Raw genomic sequence first — 13,325 nt, 5'->3', positions numbered from 1 at the left:
ACGTGGACTTCGGTGTGGTGTTTCAGTGTGATCCGCCCGCGTCCACGGTCGTGGAGCTGGCCCGGAAGGCGGAGGACGCCGGGTTCTCGTACGTGTGGACGTTCGACTCGCACCTGCTCTGGCAGGAGCCGTTCGTGATCTACAGCCAGATTCTCGCGGCCACGCGCCGCGTGATCGTCGGGCCGATGGTGACGAATCCGGGAACGCGGGACTGGACGGTGATCGCGTCCCAGTTCGCCACCTTGAACGAGATGTTCGGCAACCGGACGATCTGCGGGATCGGGCGGGGGGACTCGGCGCTGCGGACGCTCGGCGCGCAACCGGGGACGATCGCGGAGATGAAGCAGTGCGTCGAAGTGGTGCGATCCCTGGCACGCGGCGAGACTGTCGAGTACCGCGGGCAGCAGCTGAAGTTCGCCTGGGTCGACGACGGAGCGCTCGACGTGTGGGTCGCGGCGTACGGCCCACGCGCGCTCAAGGCCACCGGCGAGGTCGGCGACGGGTACATCCTGCAGCTGGCCGATCCGGACATCGCGGAGTGGATGATCACCGCGGTACGACGGTCCGCGGAACAGGCCGGCCGCGATCCGATGGCGATCAAGTTCTGCGTCGCGGCACCGGCGTACGTCGGGGACGACCTGGATCACCAACGCGAACAGACCCGCTGGTTCGGCGGGATGGTCGGGAACCACGTCGCGGACATCGTCGCGCGGTACGGGACGTCAGGCGCCGTGCCGCAGGCGCTGACCGACTACATCGAGGGGCGCAAGGGATACGACTACGCCGAGCACGGGCGCGCCGGGAACACCCACACCGACTTCGTGCCGGACGAGGTCGTGGACCGGTTCTGCATCCTCGGCCCTGTCGAGAACCACCTCGCCCGGCTGGCCGAACTGAAGGAACTCGGCGTCGACCAGTTCGCCCTCTACCTCCAGCATGACGCCAAGGAGGAAACCCTGGCGTCGTACGGCAAGGACATCATCCCAGCTTTTCAAGGGGTCCAGCGGTAGGCGCCGGGTAGGAGGTCGGTGGCCAGGGCCGAGGCAGGACCGTCCTCAGTCGGCAGGATGACGCGGATCGTGGGGTGGTAGTCGACGAGGATCTGGCGGTCGCGGCCGCACGGCGCGACCACGCCACGGCCTTCGTTGCCTACGGCCACGATGGTGGTGAGCTCGCGGGCCCCGTCGGCGCGGGCGCGGCCGAGGGCGACCAGTTCGGCGCAGGGGCCGCCGGTGAAGTGGTACAGGTTGATACCGGCGTACATCCGGCCGTCGGCACCGCGGACCGCGGCGCCCATCGTGTAGACGCCGTCGGGTCCGTCGGTGTTCGCGTCGACCGTCCGGCGGGCCAGCTCGATCAGCTCACGGTCGTCGTCGGTCAGCGGTTGCAGGGTCACCATGTGCCCCACCCTGCCACGCCCGGCGCAGCCCGAGGGAATGAATCCTGCGAGTTCGTGGTTCTATAGGGCAGGTCAAGTTTTAGTAGCTGTGGTTTATCCCGATCTTTCCTCGCGAGAGATGGTCTGCCGCCGGTGCGACAACGGCCGGGCCCACCGCGTCCGCGGTGCGCCCCCATCTCCACGAAGGAGCAACAACATGGCACAGGGAACTGTGAAATGGTTCAACGCCGACAAGGGCTTCGGCTTCATCACCGTCGACGGGGGCGGTGCGGACGTGTTCGTCCACTTCTCCGCCATCCAGACCGACGGCTTCCGTAGCCTCGAGGAGAACCAGCGCGTCGAGTTCGACATCGCCCAGGGCCCGAAGGGTCAGCAGGCGGAGTACGTCAAGGTCGTCTGAGCCGGCGCAGCCGCGGCCCCGCACCGAACGGTGTGGGGCCGCGGCCTTGTCGTGTCAGCCGGTGATGCGCTTGAGTTCGGCCTCGGTGACCGACTTGACGGTCTTGATCTCCGCGGCCGGGTCGGCGCCGCTGCGGATGATCTTGTTCAGCGCGTCGGAGTACGCCGAGCTGGCCTTCGGCGACCAGAGCATCGGGTTCTGCGGGCGGCCGTTCTCGTTCAGCAGCTTGACGGCGTCCGCGGCCGGGCCGGACTTCAGCTTGTCCGCCTTCTCCGACAGGCTCTTGCGGGCGGGTACGTGGAAGCCGTACGACTGCGCGAAGTCGAGCTGGTCGTCGGTCTGGTCCACCCACAGCCACTTGGCGAACTTCTTCGCGGCGTCGAGGTTCTTCGACTTGGCGTTCACGCAGGCGCCGTACGCCCCGACCGGGACACTCGGCGCACCGGTGGTGGCGTTCAGCTTCGGCCAGGGGAGTACGCCGTAGTCGCCGGGCAGCGCCTTCTCGATCACGGGGAGCGTCCACAGGCCGGTGAACTGCATTGCGGTCAGGCCCTGCGTGAACGCGGCCGGGTCGGACCAGTCGGTCGGTGCCCCGAGCAACAACACCTTCGACGTCCAGAACTCCCGCAGTTTGCGCAGCGACTCGAACGCGGCCGGGTCGTCGAAACCGAACTGGTTGTCCTTGGTCAGGTAGTCGACACCGGCCGACCAGAGCGCCGGCCCGCCGAGCACGCCGACGCCGCCGTCGTTGCCGACGAACAGCCCCTTGGTCTTGTTGTTGGTCAGCTTCTTCGCGGCGGCGAGCAGTTCGTCGACGGTCTGCGGCGGCTGTACGCCGGCCGCGCTCAGCAGGCTCTTGCGGTACACGAGCAGCTGCATGTCGATCACCTGCGGGATCCCGTACAGCTTGCCCTGGTACGACATCCGCTCGAGCAGCGCAGCGTTGAAGTCGCTCTTCGCATCGCCCAGCAGATCGGTCAGGTCGACGACCTGCTGGCCCTTGATCATGTCGATCGTCGGCCCGTTCGGGTACTCGAACACGTCCGGGCCCTGGTCGGTGAGCAGCGCCGTCGCGGCCTTCTTCTCGTAGTCACCCGGCGACCACTGGATCGTCACGGTCGCATCCGGGTACGCCTTCGCGTACTTCTCCACCGCCTGCTGCGTGCCCGCCTCGCCGTACTGGTGGTACCACTGCTGCAGCGCCGGCTTCGACCCGTCCGACCCACCGGACGACGGCCGCCCGGAGTTCGACCCGCATCCCGCCACGGCCATCGCAGCCAGTCCGGTCCCGAGCCCGAGTACCTGCCGCCGACTGATCGTCATCGCCTGCACCTCTCCGTCCAGCGCGGTCCCACAGCCCGCGCACCACCCCAGACCCTACGACCGGCGGAGCCCAGTACGCCGACATTTCCAGCCGCCGAGAATGAGCTGTAGGCTCGCCCGCATGTTCTCCCCCCGTGACTAGAGACGGCTCCCACGCCTTGCGTGGTTTCGAGCCTCATCCCGTCTCTCTAGGAGAATCCTCGTGTCCGGCACAACTCGTGCCGGGAGCTACCGTGACGTCCTGCTGTTGCCGTCGGCGCTGCGCACATTCGTGCCTGCGTTGCTCGGCCGGCTGTCGTACGGTCTGCTCCCGTTGTCTTTGCTCTTCACCGTCCAGCAGTCCACCCGTTCCTTCGCCACGGCCGGCGCCGCGGTCGCGGTGTTCGGGTTCGCCTCGTTGTCGATGCCGTACAAAGCGCGGCTCGTCGACCGCTACAGCCAGCGCCGCGTCCTGCCACCCCTCGCACTCGGTGCATCCGCCGGCCTGGTCGCCATCGCAGCATTCGGTACGCCGGATGCCGCCGTACTGCTCCTCGTCGGCGCGACCGGGTTGCTGGCGCCGCCGTTGGGGCCGTCGATGCGGTCGAACTGGCGACTGCTCACCGAGGGCTCTGTGCTGAAGGAACGCGCGTACGCTCTCGACGCGGTCTCCGAGGAGTGCCTGTTCCTCGGCGGGCCGCTGATCGCAGGCACCCTGATCGGTCTCGTATCCGCACCAGCCGCGCTCGGCTGCTCGGCCGCCTTGATGGTCGTCGGCACGTTCGCGATGGTGACGAGTCCGGTGACGACCTCGACGTCAGCGTCGGCGCCCACTCGGCATCCGTTGGGGCCGTTGGTGATCCCCGGTCTGCGACGGATCCTGCTCGTCATCACGGTCACGGCGTCCGGGATCAGCGCGGCGTACGTCTGCGTGGCAGGTGTCGCGCAGCACGCGAGACGTCCCGGAGCGGCCGGGTACGTCGAGGCAGCGATCGCGGCGGGCAGTGTGATCGGCGGGATGCTCTGGGCGCGCCGGCGTCATACCCGGTCCTGGTCGACCCATCTCGGCGGGCTGATCGCCGTACTGGCCGCCGGACTGCTCGCGGCGTCGTTCGTGACCGACCTGGTCGTGCTCGGGAGTGTGTTGGGCATTGCCGGTGCCGCGATCGCCCCGCTGTTCGTGGTCTCGTACCTGGCCGCCGACGACGTCACTCCGGCGTACCAGCGGACCGAGGCGAGCACCTGGATCAACACCGCCAACAACCTCGGCTCGGCCGCCGGATCGGCGACCGCCGGGGTGATGCTCGAACATGCCGCGCCGTCCTGGGGCTTCCTGGGCGGCGGCGTACTGCTCGTCCTGGTCGCGGTGACGGTAGGCGCGTCAGGCGTCCGACAGGCGCGCGATCGTGGCCGAGGCCCGACGGACGATCGGGACGGGACCGGCCGGGAGGACGTCGCCGATGAAGGCGTAGTGCTGGAGTACGGCGGGGTCGACGTCGCCGGGGCGGTGCCGGCTGTGGTCGCGCACCCAGTCGATGATGTCGCCCCAGCCGGGCGCCGCGAGGGAGCCGCCGAAGTGCTGGACCGAGAGGCCGGCGCACAGGTTGCTGAACGCCAGGCGGTGGGCGAGCGGCCAGCCGCGGAGCGTGCCGAGCACGAGTGAGGCGAGGAACACGTCGCCGGCGCCGGTCGGGTCGTACGAACGCACCGGCAGCGCCGGCACCTGCTCCTCCTCACCGGTCGCCGAGTCGATCGCCAGTACGCCGTCCGCGCCGTTCGTCACCACCGCGAGCGGTACGCGGTCGGCCAGCTTGTGCAGCGCGGCCTTGGGGGTGTCGGTGCGGGTGTAGGCCATCGCCTCACCCGCGTTCGGCGTGAACGCGTGGAACCCTTCGAGTACGTCGAGCACCGCCGGCGACCACTCGTCGGTCGGATCCCAGCCGACGTCGCCGAACAACAGCGCACCGGACTGCCGCGCCTCGACCGTCCAGCCCGGCAGCTCCTCCGCCACCGGCACGATCGCGGACCGCGTCTTCAGGCCTGGCCCCACCAGTTTGCTCGGATCACCCGGCGCCTCGTGGGCGTGCGTGACCATCGCCCGGTCCCGGTCGATCGACATCGACACCGTGACCGGCGAGTGCCAGTGGCCGATCCGCCGCGAGTGCGACAGGTCCACGCCCTCCTGGTCCGCGAGGGTCCGCCAGCAGAAGTCGGCGTACGCGTCGTCACCGAAGACCGACGCGAGTCCTGTCTGCAGTCCGAGCCGCGCGGCCGCGATCGCGAAGTTCGCGACACCGCCCGGGCACGATCCCATGCCCTCGGCGAAGATCTCCGTACCGGTGGTCGGGGCGGACGCCAGACCGGTCATGACGATGTCGAGGAACACCGTCCCCTGCACGAACACGTCGTAGCGGTCCTGCTCGTCCGTCACGGTGACACCGCCCCTTGTCATCCTGGTATGTCGGTGGTGGGTGGAATGCTCCTTCGTAGCATCATCGACCGGTCAAGACCACGGAATTGGGAGGACGGGTATGAGCGTCGGGGTGTGTCCGTGATCCCTACCTGGATCTCGATCGTCGGGGTGGTGATGACGGTTCTGAGTCCGCTGCTCGCGCTCGGTGGCGTGTCCCTGGGGGCGTACCTGACGCGGAAGTCCGACCGCGAGCTCGACACCTGGCGGCACCGCGAGGAGACCATGCGGATGGTCCGGTGGGCCGTCGAGCAGATTCTCGAGGGTGAGGACGCCGGGACGGACGCCGGTGTGGTGACGCTGCGTTCACTGATGAGGTCGGAGCTGTTACAACCCGAGGACTACGATCTGGTCGCCGCGCTGACCGCCGCCGTAGCGATCGACCGCATCGGCGCGTCCGCGTACGCTGATATCGCGGACACCGACATCGAGGTCGTCGAGGGAGACAGTGACCATGGCTGAGAAGAAGACCGTGAAGGTCTCGCGCCAGGCTGTCGAGCTGGCCCGGTTGCACGTCGAGGCCGCCCGCCGCGCCGGCCGCAAACCCGACGCCGGCGTAGCCCGCATAGCCGGCGCCCGCCCCGACAACGGCAACGGTACGCCGAGCCCGTCCCCAGCCTGACCCCTCGTACGGCTGTTTCAAACGCACCGGGTATCGGACGCGGGTGTACGGACCGGCACGTCTGGTCGGCGGCACGCCGTGGAGCGCCTAGACTGATCGCCGGCCGCTCCGGTGGCGTACGGTGCACTTCGTGGTTACCGTCGCGTCGCTCCCTGTTCCCGACCACGGCCGGATGAACCCGTGATCCGCTTCGAGAATGTGTCCAAGACGTACGAGGGCCAGTCCAAGGCCGCTCTGCTGAACGTCAACGTCGAGATCGAGAAGGGCGAGTTCGTCTTCCTGGTCGGAACCTCCGGGTCCGGCAAGTCGACGTTCCTCCGTCTGGTCCTGCGTGAGCACCGGACGACCAGAGGTCACATCATGGTCGCCGGCAAGGATCTGAACCGGCTGGCCAGCTGGCGGATCCCGCAGATGCGGCGCCAGATCGGCACCGTGTTCCAGGACTTCCGGCTGCTGCCGAACAAGACCGTGGCCGAGAACGTGGCGTTCGCGCTGCAGGTGATCGGCAAGCCTCGCGCGCACATCCGCAAGACGGTGCCCGAGGTCCTCGAGCTGGTCGGTCTGGACGGCAAGGAGGACCGGATGCCGGACGAGCTGTCCGGCGGCGAGCAGCAGCGCGTCGCGATCGCCCGCGCGTTCGTGAACCGGCCGATGATCCTGATCGCCGACGAGCCCACCGGAAACCTCGACCCCGGTACGTCGGTCGGCATCATGAAGCTGCTGGACCGGATCAACCGGACCGGGACGACCGTGGTGATGGCCACCCACGACGTCTCGATCGTCGACCAGATGCGCAAGCGCGTGATCGAGCTGGAGAACGGCCATGTCGTCCGCGACGAGTCGCGCGGCGTCTACGGCTACCAGCACTGACCAGGGGACTGACTGACTGATGCGCTTGAACTACATCCTCTCCGACCTCGGGATCGGTCTGAAGCGGAACCTCTCGATGACGATCGCGGTCGTCGTGACCATCTGGGTCTCGCTGTCGCTGTTCGGCAGCGCGCTGCTCGCCCGCGAGCAGGTCGACCTGATGAAGGGGAACTGGTACGACAAGATCCAGATCTCGGTGTTCCTGTGCACCAAGGACTCCGGCGGCCGCGGCTGCTCCGGCGCCGAGGTGACCCAGGAGCAGAAGAACCGGATCCAGCAGGTCATCCAGACGAACCCGGACACCGCCCCCGACGGCGTGTTCTCGGAGTCGAAGAAGGAAGCGTTCGAGTCGTTCAAGAAGCTGTACAAGGACTCGCCGATCGTCAGCACGGTCACCGAGGACCAGATGCAGGAGTCCTTCCGGGTCAAACTGCGAGATCCGACGCGCTATCAGAACCTGGTCAGCGCCGTCGCCGGCCTCCCCGGCGTCGACACCGTCCAGGACCTTCGCCAGTACCTCGATCCACTGTTCAAGGCCCTCAACGGCTTGCAGGTCGGGGCGCTGATCTCGGCCGGCTTGCTGCTGGTCGCGGCTCTGATGCAGATCTCCAACACGATCCGGCTGGCGGCGTACGCCCGGAGACGGGAGATAGGCATCATGCGCCTGGTGGGCGCCTCGAACTTCTACATCCAGCTACCGTTCCTCCTGGAAGCGGTGCTGGCGGCCCTGATCGGCGCGGTCTTTGCCTGCGGCACCTTGTGGGTCGGCGTGTACTTCGTGGTCATGCAGCGGGCCCAGGAGACGTTCCGCGTCTGGCAGTGGGTCGGCGCGACCGAAACCTTCCGCGCCACGCTGATCATGGTCGTGGTCGGCCTGGTCCTGGCCGTCATCCCGACATTCCTGACAACGCGGAAATACCTCAAAGTCTGACCCGGGTGACCTATCGTGCAGTAACAGGAGTAACAGCAGTCACTCCCGTACCGCACAATTTCATCCAGAGCAAGGGGTCGACCTGTGGTCCCGCACTTCCCCGGTGCGAACCCGCGCGAGCGGGGGAGCATCAAGCGAGACGACAGCACCGGCACCTCCACCGCGCCGTACCAGCGATCACGCAAGCGACCGCCGGGCCGGCAGACGGCGGTCGCCGCTTGCTGCCTTGTCCTGTCCCTGTCCGCCGGTGTCCTGGCCGCGGTTCCGTCCACTCCGTCCGCGGAGGCGAAACCGCCGGATCCAGCCGCCAAGAAGAAGCAACTCGACGCGCAGCTCGGTCAGCAGAAGGCTGATCTCGACGACGCGTCCGACCAGCTCGGCAAGTCCGTTGCCGCGTACAACCAAGCCGTCGTGAAGTACCAGGCCGTCCAGGTCCGGTACGCCGCAGCGCAGGGGCAGCTCGCCGCCGCGAAGGCCGCCGACGCGGTCGCCGCGGGCAAGCTCGCCGCGGCCGAGGCGGCGTTGCGTACGGCGGTGTCCGACGTCGAGGCCGGCGAGAAGCTGATCGCGGAGAAGCGGGCTGTCGCGGGTCGCGCCGTACGGTCGGCGTACCAGCAGCAGAACGGCCTGGTGGGCCTGTCGATCGCGCTGCGGGGCGCCGCGCCGGCCGATATCGCGACCGGGATGCAGGTCCAGCGGAACGTGTTCGGCATCCAGAGCAACGCGATCACCAACCTGAACAACGCGCAGGCGCAGCTCGCCAGCAAGCGGGTCAAGGTCGCGGCCGCGGAGAAGGAGTCCGAGGTCGCTCGCGCCGAGGCCGCCGCAACGGTCAAGCGGGTCACGGAGCTGACCAAGCAGGTCGCGGCCGACCGTGCCGAGGCCGCGGCCATCGCGAAGGTCAAGCTGACCGCGTTCAAGGCCGCCGAGAAGGAGAAGAACGCCGAGCTGGCGCAGTACAACTCGCTGCTGCGTGAGCGGAACCGGGTCGAACAGCTCCTGATCGCGCGGGCGAAGGCCGAGAAGGCGGCCGCCGCGCGCCGGAAGGCGGCAGCCGAGAAGGCGGAGCGGGCGAAGGCGCGCAAGGAGCACCGGAAACCGCGGAACATTCCGGACGATCCGCCGTCGTCCGGCGGCGGGCGGCTGGCCTACCCGGTCAGCAGCTACATTACGTCGCCGTACGGAATGCGTTTTCACCCGGTTCTGCACTACTGGAAGCTGCACGACGGGACCGACTTCCGCGCTCCGTGCGGTACGCCGATCCGCGCCGCGGCCGACGGGGTGGTGTCGGACAAGTACTACAACGGTGGCTACGGAAATCGTCTGTTCGTTTCACACGGTGTGATGGGCGGATCGTCGATCACCACCGTCTACAACCACCTGTCGCGGTACAAGGCCGGCGTCGGTGAACGCGTCCGAAGGGGCGAGATCATCGGGTACGCCGGGACCACGGGCTACTCCACCGGTTGCCACCTGCACTTCATGGTCTACCAGGACGGCCGCGTGGTTAATCCGATGAAGTGGTTGTAGACGGTCTGAGATACTGGCTGGATGGTGAAACAGTCCGGCCGGGAGAAGCCGATCGCGCAGAACCGTAAGGCGCGACACGACTACCACATCGAGGACGTGGTGGAGGCCGGGCTGGTGCTGACGGGGACCGAGGTCAAGTCCCTCCGGCAGGGCCGGGCCTCCCTCGTCGACGCGTTCGCCGCCGTCCGCGGGAACGAGCTCTGGCTGCAGGGCATGCACATCCCGGAGTACAAGCACGGGACGTGGACGAACCACGAGCCCCGCCGTACGCGGAAGCTGCTGCTGCACAAGGACGAAGTACAGAAGCTGATCCGTGAGGTCGAGCAGCAAGGGGTGTCGCTGATCCCGCTGTCGCTGTACTTCAAGGACGGCTACGCGAAGGTCGAGCTCGCCACCGGCCGCGGCAAGAAGGACTACGACAAACGCCACGCTCTCGCCGAGCGTCAGGCCAACCGCGAGGCCCAACGGGCCCTCTCGGACCGCAGACGTCAGTAGCCGGGCCTTCCGGGTCCGGTCAGGGGTGCATCCGGGGCGAACCCGATGGGGTGCGCGGCCGGTGGCGCGCACAGTGGAAGCATGTCCACTTCAGAGCTGCTGGTGACGACGGCGCAGCGGGACCGGGCCGTCGAGATCCTCAAGGAAATGTACGCCGACGGGCGCCTCGACCACATGGAGTTCGACCTCCGTTTGGACAAGGCCCTGAAGGCACGGACCCGGGCCGAGCTGAACAGCTCGTTCGACGGGCTGGTCTCCCGCCCGGTCCCGACGTTCGCCCCGGCCGCCTTCACCCGGCCGGCGCCGCTGCAGACCTACCGTGGCGACGGGCGCGGGATGGGCACGATCGCGCACTGGCTCGGGTACCCGACGTCGTTCGTCGGCCCGGCCCTGGTCGTCGCGACGGCCGGCCAGAAGAACCCCGCCGTACGCCGGCACGCCGTCGAGGCGCTGAACTTCCAGCTGACCGCGTTCGGGGCGTTCGCGCTGCTGGGGATCGCGACCGGCTTCACCCACGGGTTCCTGTCGTTCCTGTTCCCGGTGCTCGGGATCCTCTGGTTCCTCCTGACCGGCATCGGCGGCCTGGCCACCGCGGCGGGCAGCAAGTTCCGCTATCCGTTCACCCTGCGCCTGATCAAGTAGGTCCCGCGGGGGGAATGTGAGGTGCGAGCGGCTTGTTGGACTTGATAGTGTGGAGCTTCCACCGCGGTACGGGTGGGAGTTTGACAACTCAACAGGGGGTGAACGGTTTCGACTTTGGACGTACGTTCCAAGGGAAGCGGGCCGAGGATCCAGGGTTATCTCGTTAACGATCTCTGGAAACCAATAACTGCCGATTCCAAGCGCAGTAGCTTCGCTCTCGCCGCCTGACGGCCTGAGCACCTAAAGAAGCGGTCAGCCCGGGGATGCTCTCGCCCCGGTTCCTGGCCTCATCTAGAGAGCTTGCTTTGCTAGCCCGGTCACGGGGTTAGCACGGGACATTTACAGTGACTGAGCCTGTCAGCGAGATGTCTGTACAAACGCTGGGGCTGAGAAAAGCGCCATTCAGACTGCGCCCGGAGAAGCCTTGAAGCGACGCCGAAGGACGCGGGTTCGATTCCCGCCACCTCCACCCCTCGAGAAGTGCCTGGTCAGAGCAACACCGACCAGGCACTTCGTCGTTTCACGACCACTTCACGGCGCCTCGCGTCCAGATGCGCGAGTTTTCGCGTGCCAGCGGGAAGACAGAGCGGTGTCAGCGGCGTTGGGGAGTCTAGGGGCGTGATCGAAGGAGGGGGCGGCGATGCAGGACGCGGACGTTTGGCGGCGGCAGCTGGTCTCGGGGGTTCAGGTGTTGACCACGGGGACCGGGCCGGGGCTTGTCGTGGTGCCGGGGAACAACCGGCGAGCACATCACTACGAGGCGTTGGCGCGAGGGCTCTCCGGGGCTCACACGGTGCATGTGATCGAGCGGCGTGGGCGTGGGGCGAGTGCGGCGCGAGGTCCGGCGTACAGCGTGGAGACCGATGTCGACGACGTACTCGCGGTGCTCGAGCAGACGGGCGCGCGGGTGGTGTTCGGGCACAGTTACGGCGGGCTGGTCGCGCTGCATGTGGGTTTGCGGCGGCAGTTGGATGCGTTGATCGCATACGAGCCGGGCGTGAGTATCGACGGGTCGTTCGACGGGAGTTGGCTGGGCGGGTTCACGCGGCAACTCGACGCAGGCCGGCGCGTTGCCGCGATGACGACGTTCCTCAAAGGCACGGACCTGTTGCCGTTCCGCGCCGTACCTTTGCTGTGGGCAATCTCCTTGCTGCTCGTCCGCGGACCCGGCAGTCGCGAGACGCGTGACATGATGCCGACGACGCCCGGCGAGATCGCGGAGATCCTCCGCCTCGACTCCGACGGCAGCCGGTACGCCGGGATCGCGTCGAGGACACTGCTCCTCGGTGGGGCCAGGTCGCCCGCGTACCTGACCGGCGTACTGCCGCGCCTCGCCACGATCATGCCCAACGCCGAGTTCCGGATCCTCCCGGACCTGGACCACAACGCGCCCGACGAGAATGCGCCGGACACGATCGCCCAGGAGCTCCGCCTGCACCTGGTCCGCGGCGAACGCCACCACCACGAGACGCTGCACGACCGCTAGCCTCGTGGAGTCACGTGGGTTGTACGACGTCCCAGTGTTCGACGATCTGGTTGTTCTCGAAGCGCCAGATGTCGACCACGGCCTGGGTGGTTTCGGGGGTGGTCATCAGGTAGTGGACGACTACGTGGGTTTCGTCGGCGATCACGCGTTGGAGGGCGAGCTCGGCGCCGGCGACCGGGGCCTGGGCGATGAACTCGAGGAAGGCGTCGCGGCCGGAGGGGTTGCCGGGGCTGTGCTCGACGAAGTTCTCGTGCAGGAGCGGGCGGAGCGGTTCGAGGTTGCCGTTGGCGAATTCCTGGAAGGCGTGCAGGGTGAGCTGCTTGATCGTCATGCGTACGACGATGCGCCGGCCGCTGCGGCGCTGTCGATTACCTGACGTGTCATGGCGCGGCACTGGATACTCGAGCTGTGAATGACGACAGGCCGGTGGGCGAGCTGTTGCGGGAGTGGCGGCGGCGGAGGAAGTTGAGTCAGCTCGACCTCGCGATCCAGGCGGACGTGTCGTCGCGGCACGTGAGTTTCGTCGAGACCGGGCGGACGATTCCGAGCAGTGCGATGGTGCTGCACCTCGCCGAGCAGCTCGACGTGCCGCTGCGGGAACGCAACCGGCTCCTGGTCGCGGCCGGCCACGCTCCCGTGTACCGGCAGACGCAGCTGGACGACCCGGACATGACGCGGGTCCGCGCGGCCCTCGAACAGTTCGTCCGGGCGCACGCGCCGTACCCGGCCGTCGCCGTCGACCGCCGCTGGAACCTCCTGCTCGCGAACGACTCCTTCAACGTGTTCCTGGCCGGTGTCGACAAGAAGTTGCTCACAGCACCGATCAACCTGATGCGCCTCGGCCTGCACCCGGACGGTCTGGCGTCCCGGATCCGCAACCTGGAGCAGGTTCGCGGGTACCTCCTGCCCCGCCTCGCCCGCCAGGCCGCGGCCTCCGGTGACCCCGAACTCCATCAGCTGTACGACGAACTCGTTGCCCACGGCCCCGTCGACACGACGCCGCCCGATCCCGCCGACATCGCCCTCCCGATCCACATTCAGCACCGCGGCCTCGACCTCGCGTTCCTCAGCACCGTCACCACGTTCGGCGCCGCCTTCGACATCACCCTCGAGGAGATCGCCGTCGAAACCTACCTCCCGGCCGACCCCACAACCACCGAGTTCTTCCGGCGCTGACG

The 13,325-nt window shown here is 67.8% G+C and carries 15 protein-coding genes and 1 other RNA gene; 12 read left to right on the top strand and 4 right to left on the bottom strand.

From position 1 onward, the window contains the following. Window positions 1–2: 2 nt before the first annotated feature. On the top strand, window positions 3–1,010 hold the full coding sequence (locus EV647_RS10710; RefSeq protein WP_134001459.1) for a TIGR03842 family LLM class F420-dependent oxidoreductase: 1,008 nt from the start codon (window positions 3–5) through the stop codon (window positions 1,008–1,010). Here the strand turns inward: EV647_RS10710 and EV647_RS10705 are convergent. Next, complete coding sequence (locus tag EV647_RS10705) at window positions 992–1,399, bottom strand: cytidine deaminase (protein ID WP_134001457.1); 408 nt, start codon at window positions 1,397–1,399, stop codon at window positions 992–994. The genes EV647_RS10710 and EV647_RS10705 overlap by 19 nt on opposite strands. A gap of 196 nt (window positions 1,400–1,595) precedes the next feature. Between EV647_RS10705 and EV647_RS10700 the strand changes: the two genes are divergently transcribed. After that, on the top strand, window positions 1,596–1,799 hold the full coding sequence (locus EV647_RS10700; RefSeq protein ID WP_133789754.1) for a cold-shock protein: 204 nt from the start codon (window positions 1,596–1,598) through the stop codon (window positions 1,797–1,799). Window positions 1,800–1,853: 54 nt separating this feature from the next. Here EV647_RS10700 and EV647_RS10695 read toward each other — a convergent pair whose 3' ends face one another. Both EV647_RS10695 and EV647_RS10685 read right to left on the bottom strand, forming a co-directional pair. After that, window positions 1,854–3,122, bottom strand: coding sequence for an ABC transporter substrate-binding protein (locus EV647_RS10695; RefSeq protein WP_134001455.1), 1,269 nt, complete (start codon window positions 3,120–3,122; stop codon window positions 1,854–1,856). Between the two features lie 1,360 nt (window positions 3,123–4,482). After that, the gene (locus EV647_RS10685; protein WP_238175269.1) at window positions 4,483–5,532 is read right to left on the bottom strand and encodes a carbohydrate kinase family protein; all 1,050 of its coding nucleotides are present in this window, start codon (window positions 5,530–5,532) and stop codon (window positions 4,483–4,485) included. 114 nt (window positions 5,533–5,646) lie between these two features. Here EV647_RS10685 and EV647_RS10680 point away from each other — a divergent pair, with 114 nt between their 5' ends. The 9 genes from EV647_RS10680 (at window position 5,647) to EV647_RS10645 (ending at window position 12,147) form a co-directional block, all read left to right on the top strand. Continuing rightward, window positions 5,647–6,033 (top strand): hypothetical protein, encoded by a 387-nt coding sequence (locus tag EV647_RS10680; RefSeq protein WP_134001451.1) that lies wholly within the window; start codon window positions 5,647–5,649, stop codon window positions 6,031–6,033. Beyond that, a complete protein-coding gene (locus EV647_RS41940; protein ID WP_166679851.1) occupies window positions 6,026–6,193 on the top strand; it encodes a hypothetical protein in 168 nt (55 codons plus the stop codon). Before EV647_RS10680 ends, EV647_RS41940 begins: the two co-directional genes overlap by 8 nt. A 180-nt stretch (window positions 6,194–6,373) precedes the next feature. Next, window positions 6,374–7,063, top strand: a complete 690-nt coding sequence (gene ftsE / locus EV647_RS10675) for a cell division ATP-binding protein FtsE (RefSeq protein WP_130382152.1) — start codon at window positions 6,374–6,376, stop codon at window positions 7,061–7,063. Window positions 7,064–7,082: 19 nt separating this feature from the next. Then, complete coding sequence (ftsX, locus tag EV647_RS10670; protein WP_130382150.1) at window positions 7,083–7,994, top strand: permease-like cell division protein FtsX; 912 nt, start codon at window positions 7,083–7,085, stop codon at window positions 7,992–7,994. A gap of 84 nt (window positions 7,995–8,078) precedes the next feature. After that, window positions 8,079–9,524 (top strand): M23 family metallopeptidase, encoded by a 1,446-nt coding sequence (locus EV647_RS10665; RefSeq protein ID WP_134001449.1) that lies wholly within the window; start codon window positions 8,079–8,081, stop codon window positions 9,522–9,524. A 21-nt stretch (window positions 9,525–9,545) separates the two neighbouring features. Then, window positions 9,546–10,019, top strand: a complete 474-nt coding sequence (smpB, locus tag EV647_RS10660; RefSeq protein WP_130382146.1) for an SsrA-binding protein SmpB — start codon at window positions 9,546–9,548, stop codon at window positions 10,017–10,019. Between the two features lie 81 nt (window positions 10,020–10,100). Then, a complete protein-coding gene (locus EV647_RS10655) occupies window positions 10,101–10,661 on the top strand; it encodes a DUF1707 and DUF4870 domain-containing protein (protein ID WP_134001447.1) in 561 nt (186 codons plus the stop codon). 94 nt (window positions 10,662–10,755) lie between these two features. Continuing rightward, window positions 10,756–11,133: a transfer-messenger RNA gene (gene ssrA / locus EV647_RS10650) on the top strand. A gap of 168 nt (window positions 11,134–11,301) precedes the next feature. Next, window positions 11,302–12,147, top strand: a complete 846-nt coding sequence (locus tag EV647_RS10645; RefSeq protein ID WP_134001445.1) for an alpha/beta fold hydrolase — start codon at window positions 11,302–11,304, stop codon at window positions 12,145–12,147. 10 nt (window positions 12,148–12,157) lie between these two features. On the opposite strand, the gene EV647_RS10640 is transcribed toward EV647_RS10645, so the two are convergent. Then, on the bottom strand, window positions 12,158–12,478 hold the full coding sequence (locus tag EV647_RS10640) for a nuclear transport factor 2 family protein (protein ID WP_134001443.1): 321 nt from the start codon (window positions 12,476–12,478) through the stop codon (window positions 12,158–12,160). Window positions 12,479–12,555: 77 nt separating this feature from the next. Here EV647_RS10640 and EV647_RS10635 point away from each other — a divergent pair, with 77 nt between their 5' ends. Continuing rightward, complete coding sequence (locus tag EV647_RS10635) at window positions 12,556–13,323, top strand: helix-turn-helix domain-containing protein (protein ID WP_238177138.1); 768 nt, start codon at window positions 12,556–12,558, stop codon at window positions 13,321–13,323. The last annotated feature ends 2 nt before the right edge of the window (window positions 13,324–13,325 follow it).

Source organism: Kribbella sp. VKM Ac-2566 (assembly GCF_004366005.1).
Classification (GTDB): Bacteria; Actinomycetota; Actinomycetes; order Propionibacteriales; family Kribbellaceae; genus Kribbella; species Kribbella pratensis.
The sequence above is the reverse complement of the archived record's forward strand: the minus strand, read 5'-3'. Positions and strand labels throughout refer to the sequence as shown.

Coding starts and splice junctions, on each gene's coding strand:
- EV647_RS10705 (WP_134001457.1), bottom strand. CDS start 1,399: ATGGTGACCCTGCAACCGCTGACCGACGACGACCGTGAGCTGATCGAG.
- EV647_RS10700 (WP_133789754.1), top strand. CDS start 1,596: ATGGCACAGGGAACTGTGAAATGGTTCAACGCCGACAAGGGCTTCGGC.
- EV647_RS10640 (WP_134001443.1), bottom strand. CDS start 12,478: ATGACGATCAAGCAGCTCACCCTGCACGCCTTCCAGGAATTCGCCAAC.
- EV647_RS10655 (WP_134001447.1), top strand. CDS start 10,101: ATGTCCACTTCAGAGCTGCTGGTGACGACGGCGCAGCGGGACCGGGCC.
- EV647_RS41940 (WP_166679851.1), top strand. CDS start 6,026: ATGGCTGAGAAGAAGACCGTGAAGGTCTCGCGCCAGGCTGTCGAGCTG.
- EV647_RS10695 (WP_134001455.1), bottom strand. CDS start 3,122: ATGACGATCAGTCGGCGGCAGGTACTCGGGCTCGGGACCGGACTGGCT.
- smpB (WP_130382146.1), top strand. CDS start 9,546: ATGGTGAAACAGTCCGGCCGGGAGAAGCCGATCGCGCAGAACCGTAAG.
- EV647_RS10645 (WP_134001445.1), top strand. CDS start 11,302: ATGCAGGACGCGGACGTTTGGCGGCGGCAGCTGGTCTCGGGGGTTCAG.
- ftsX (WP_130382150.1), top strand. CDS start 7,083: ATGCGCTTGAACTACATCCTCTCCGACCTCGGGATCGGTCTGAAGCGG.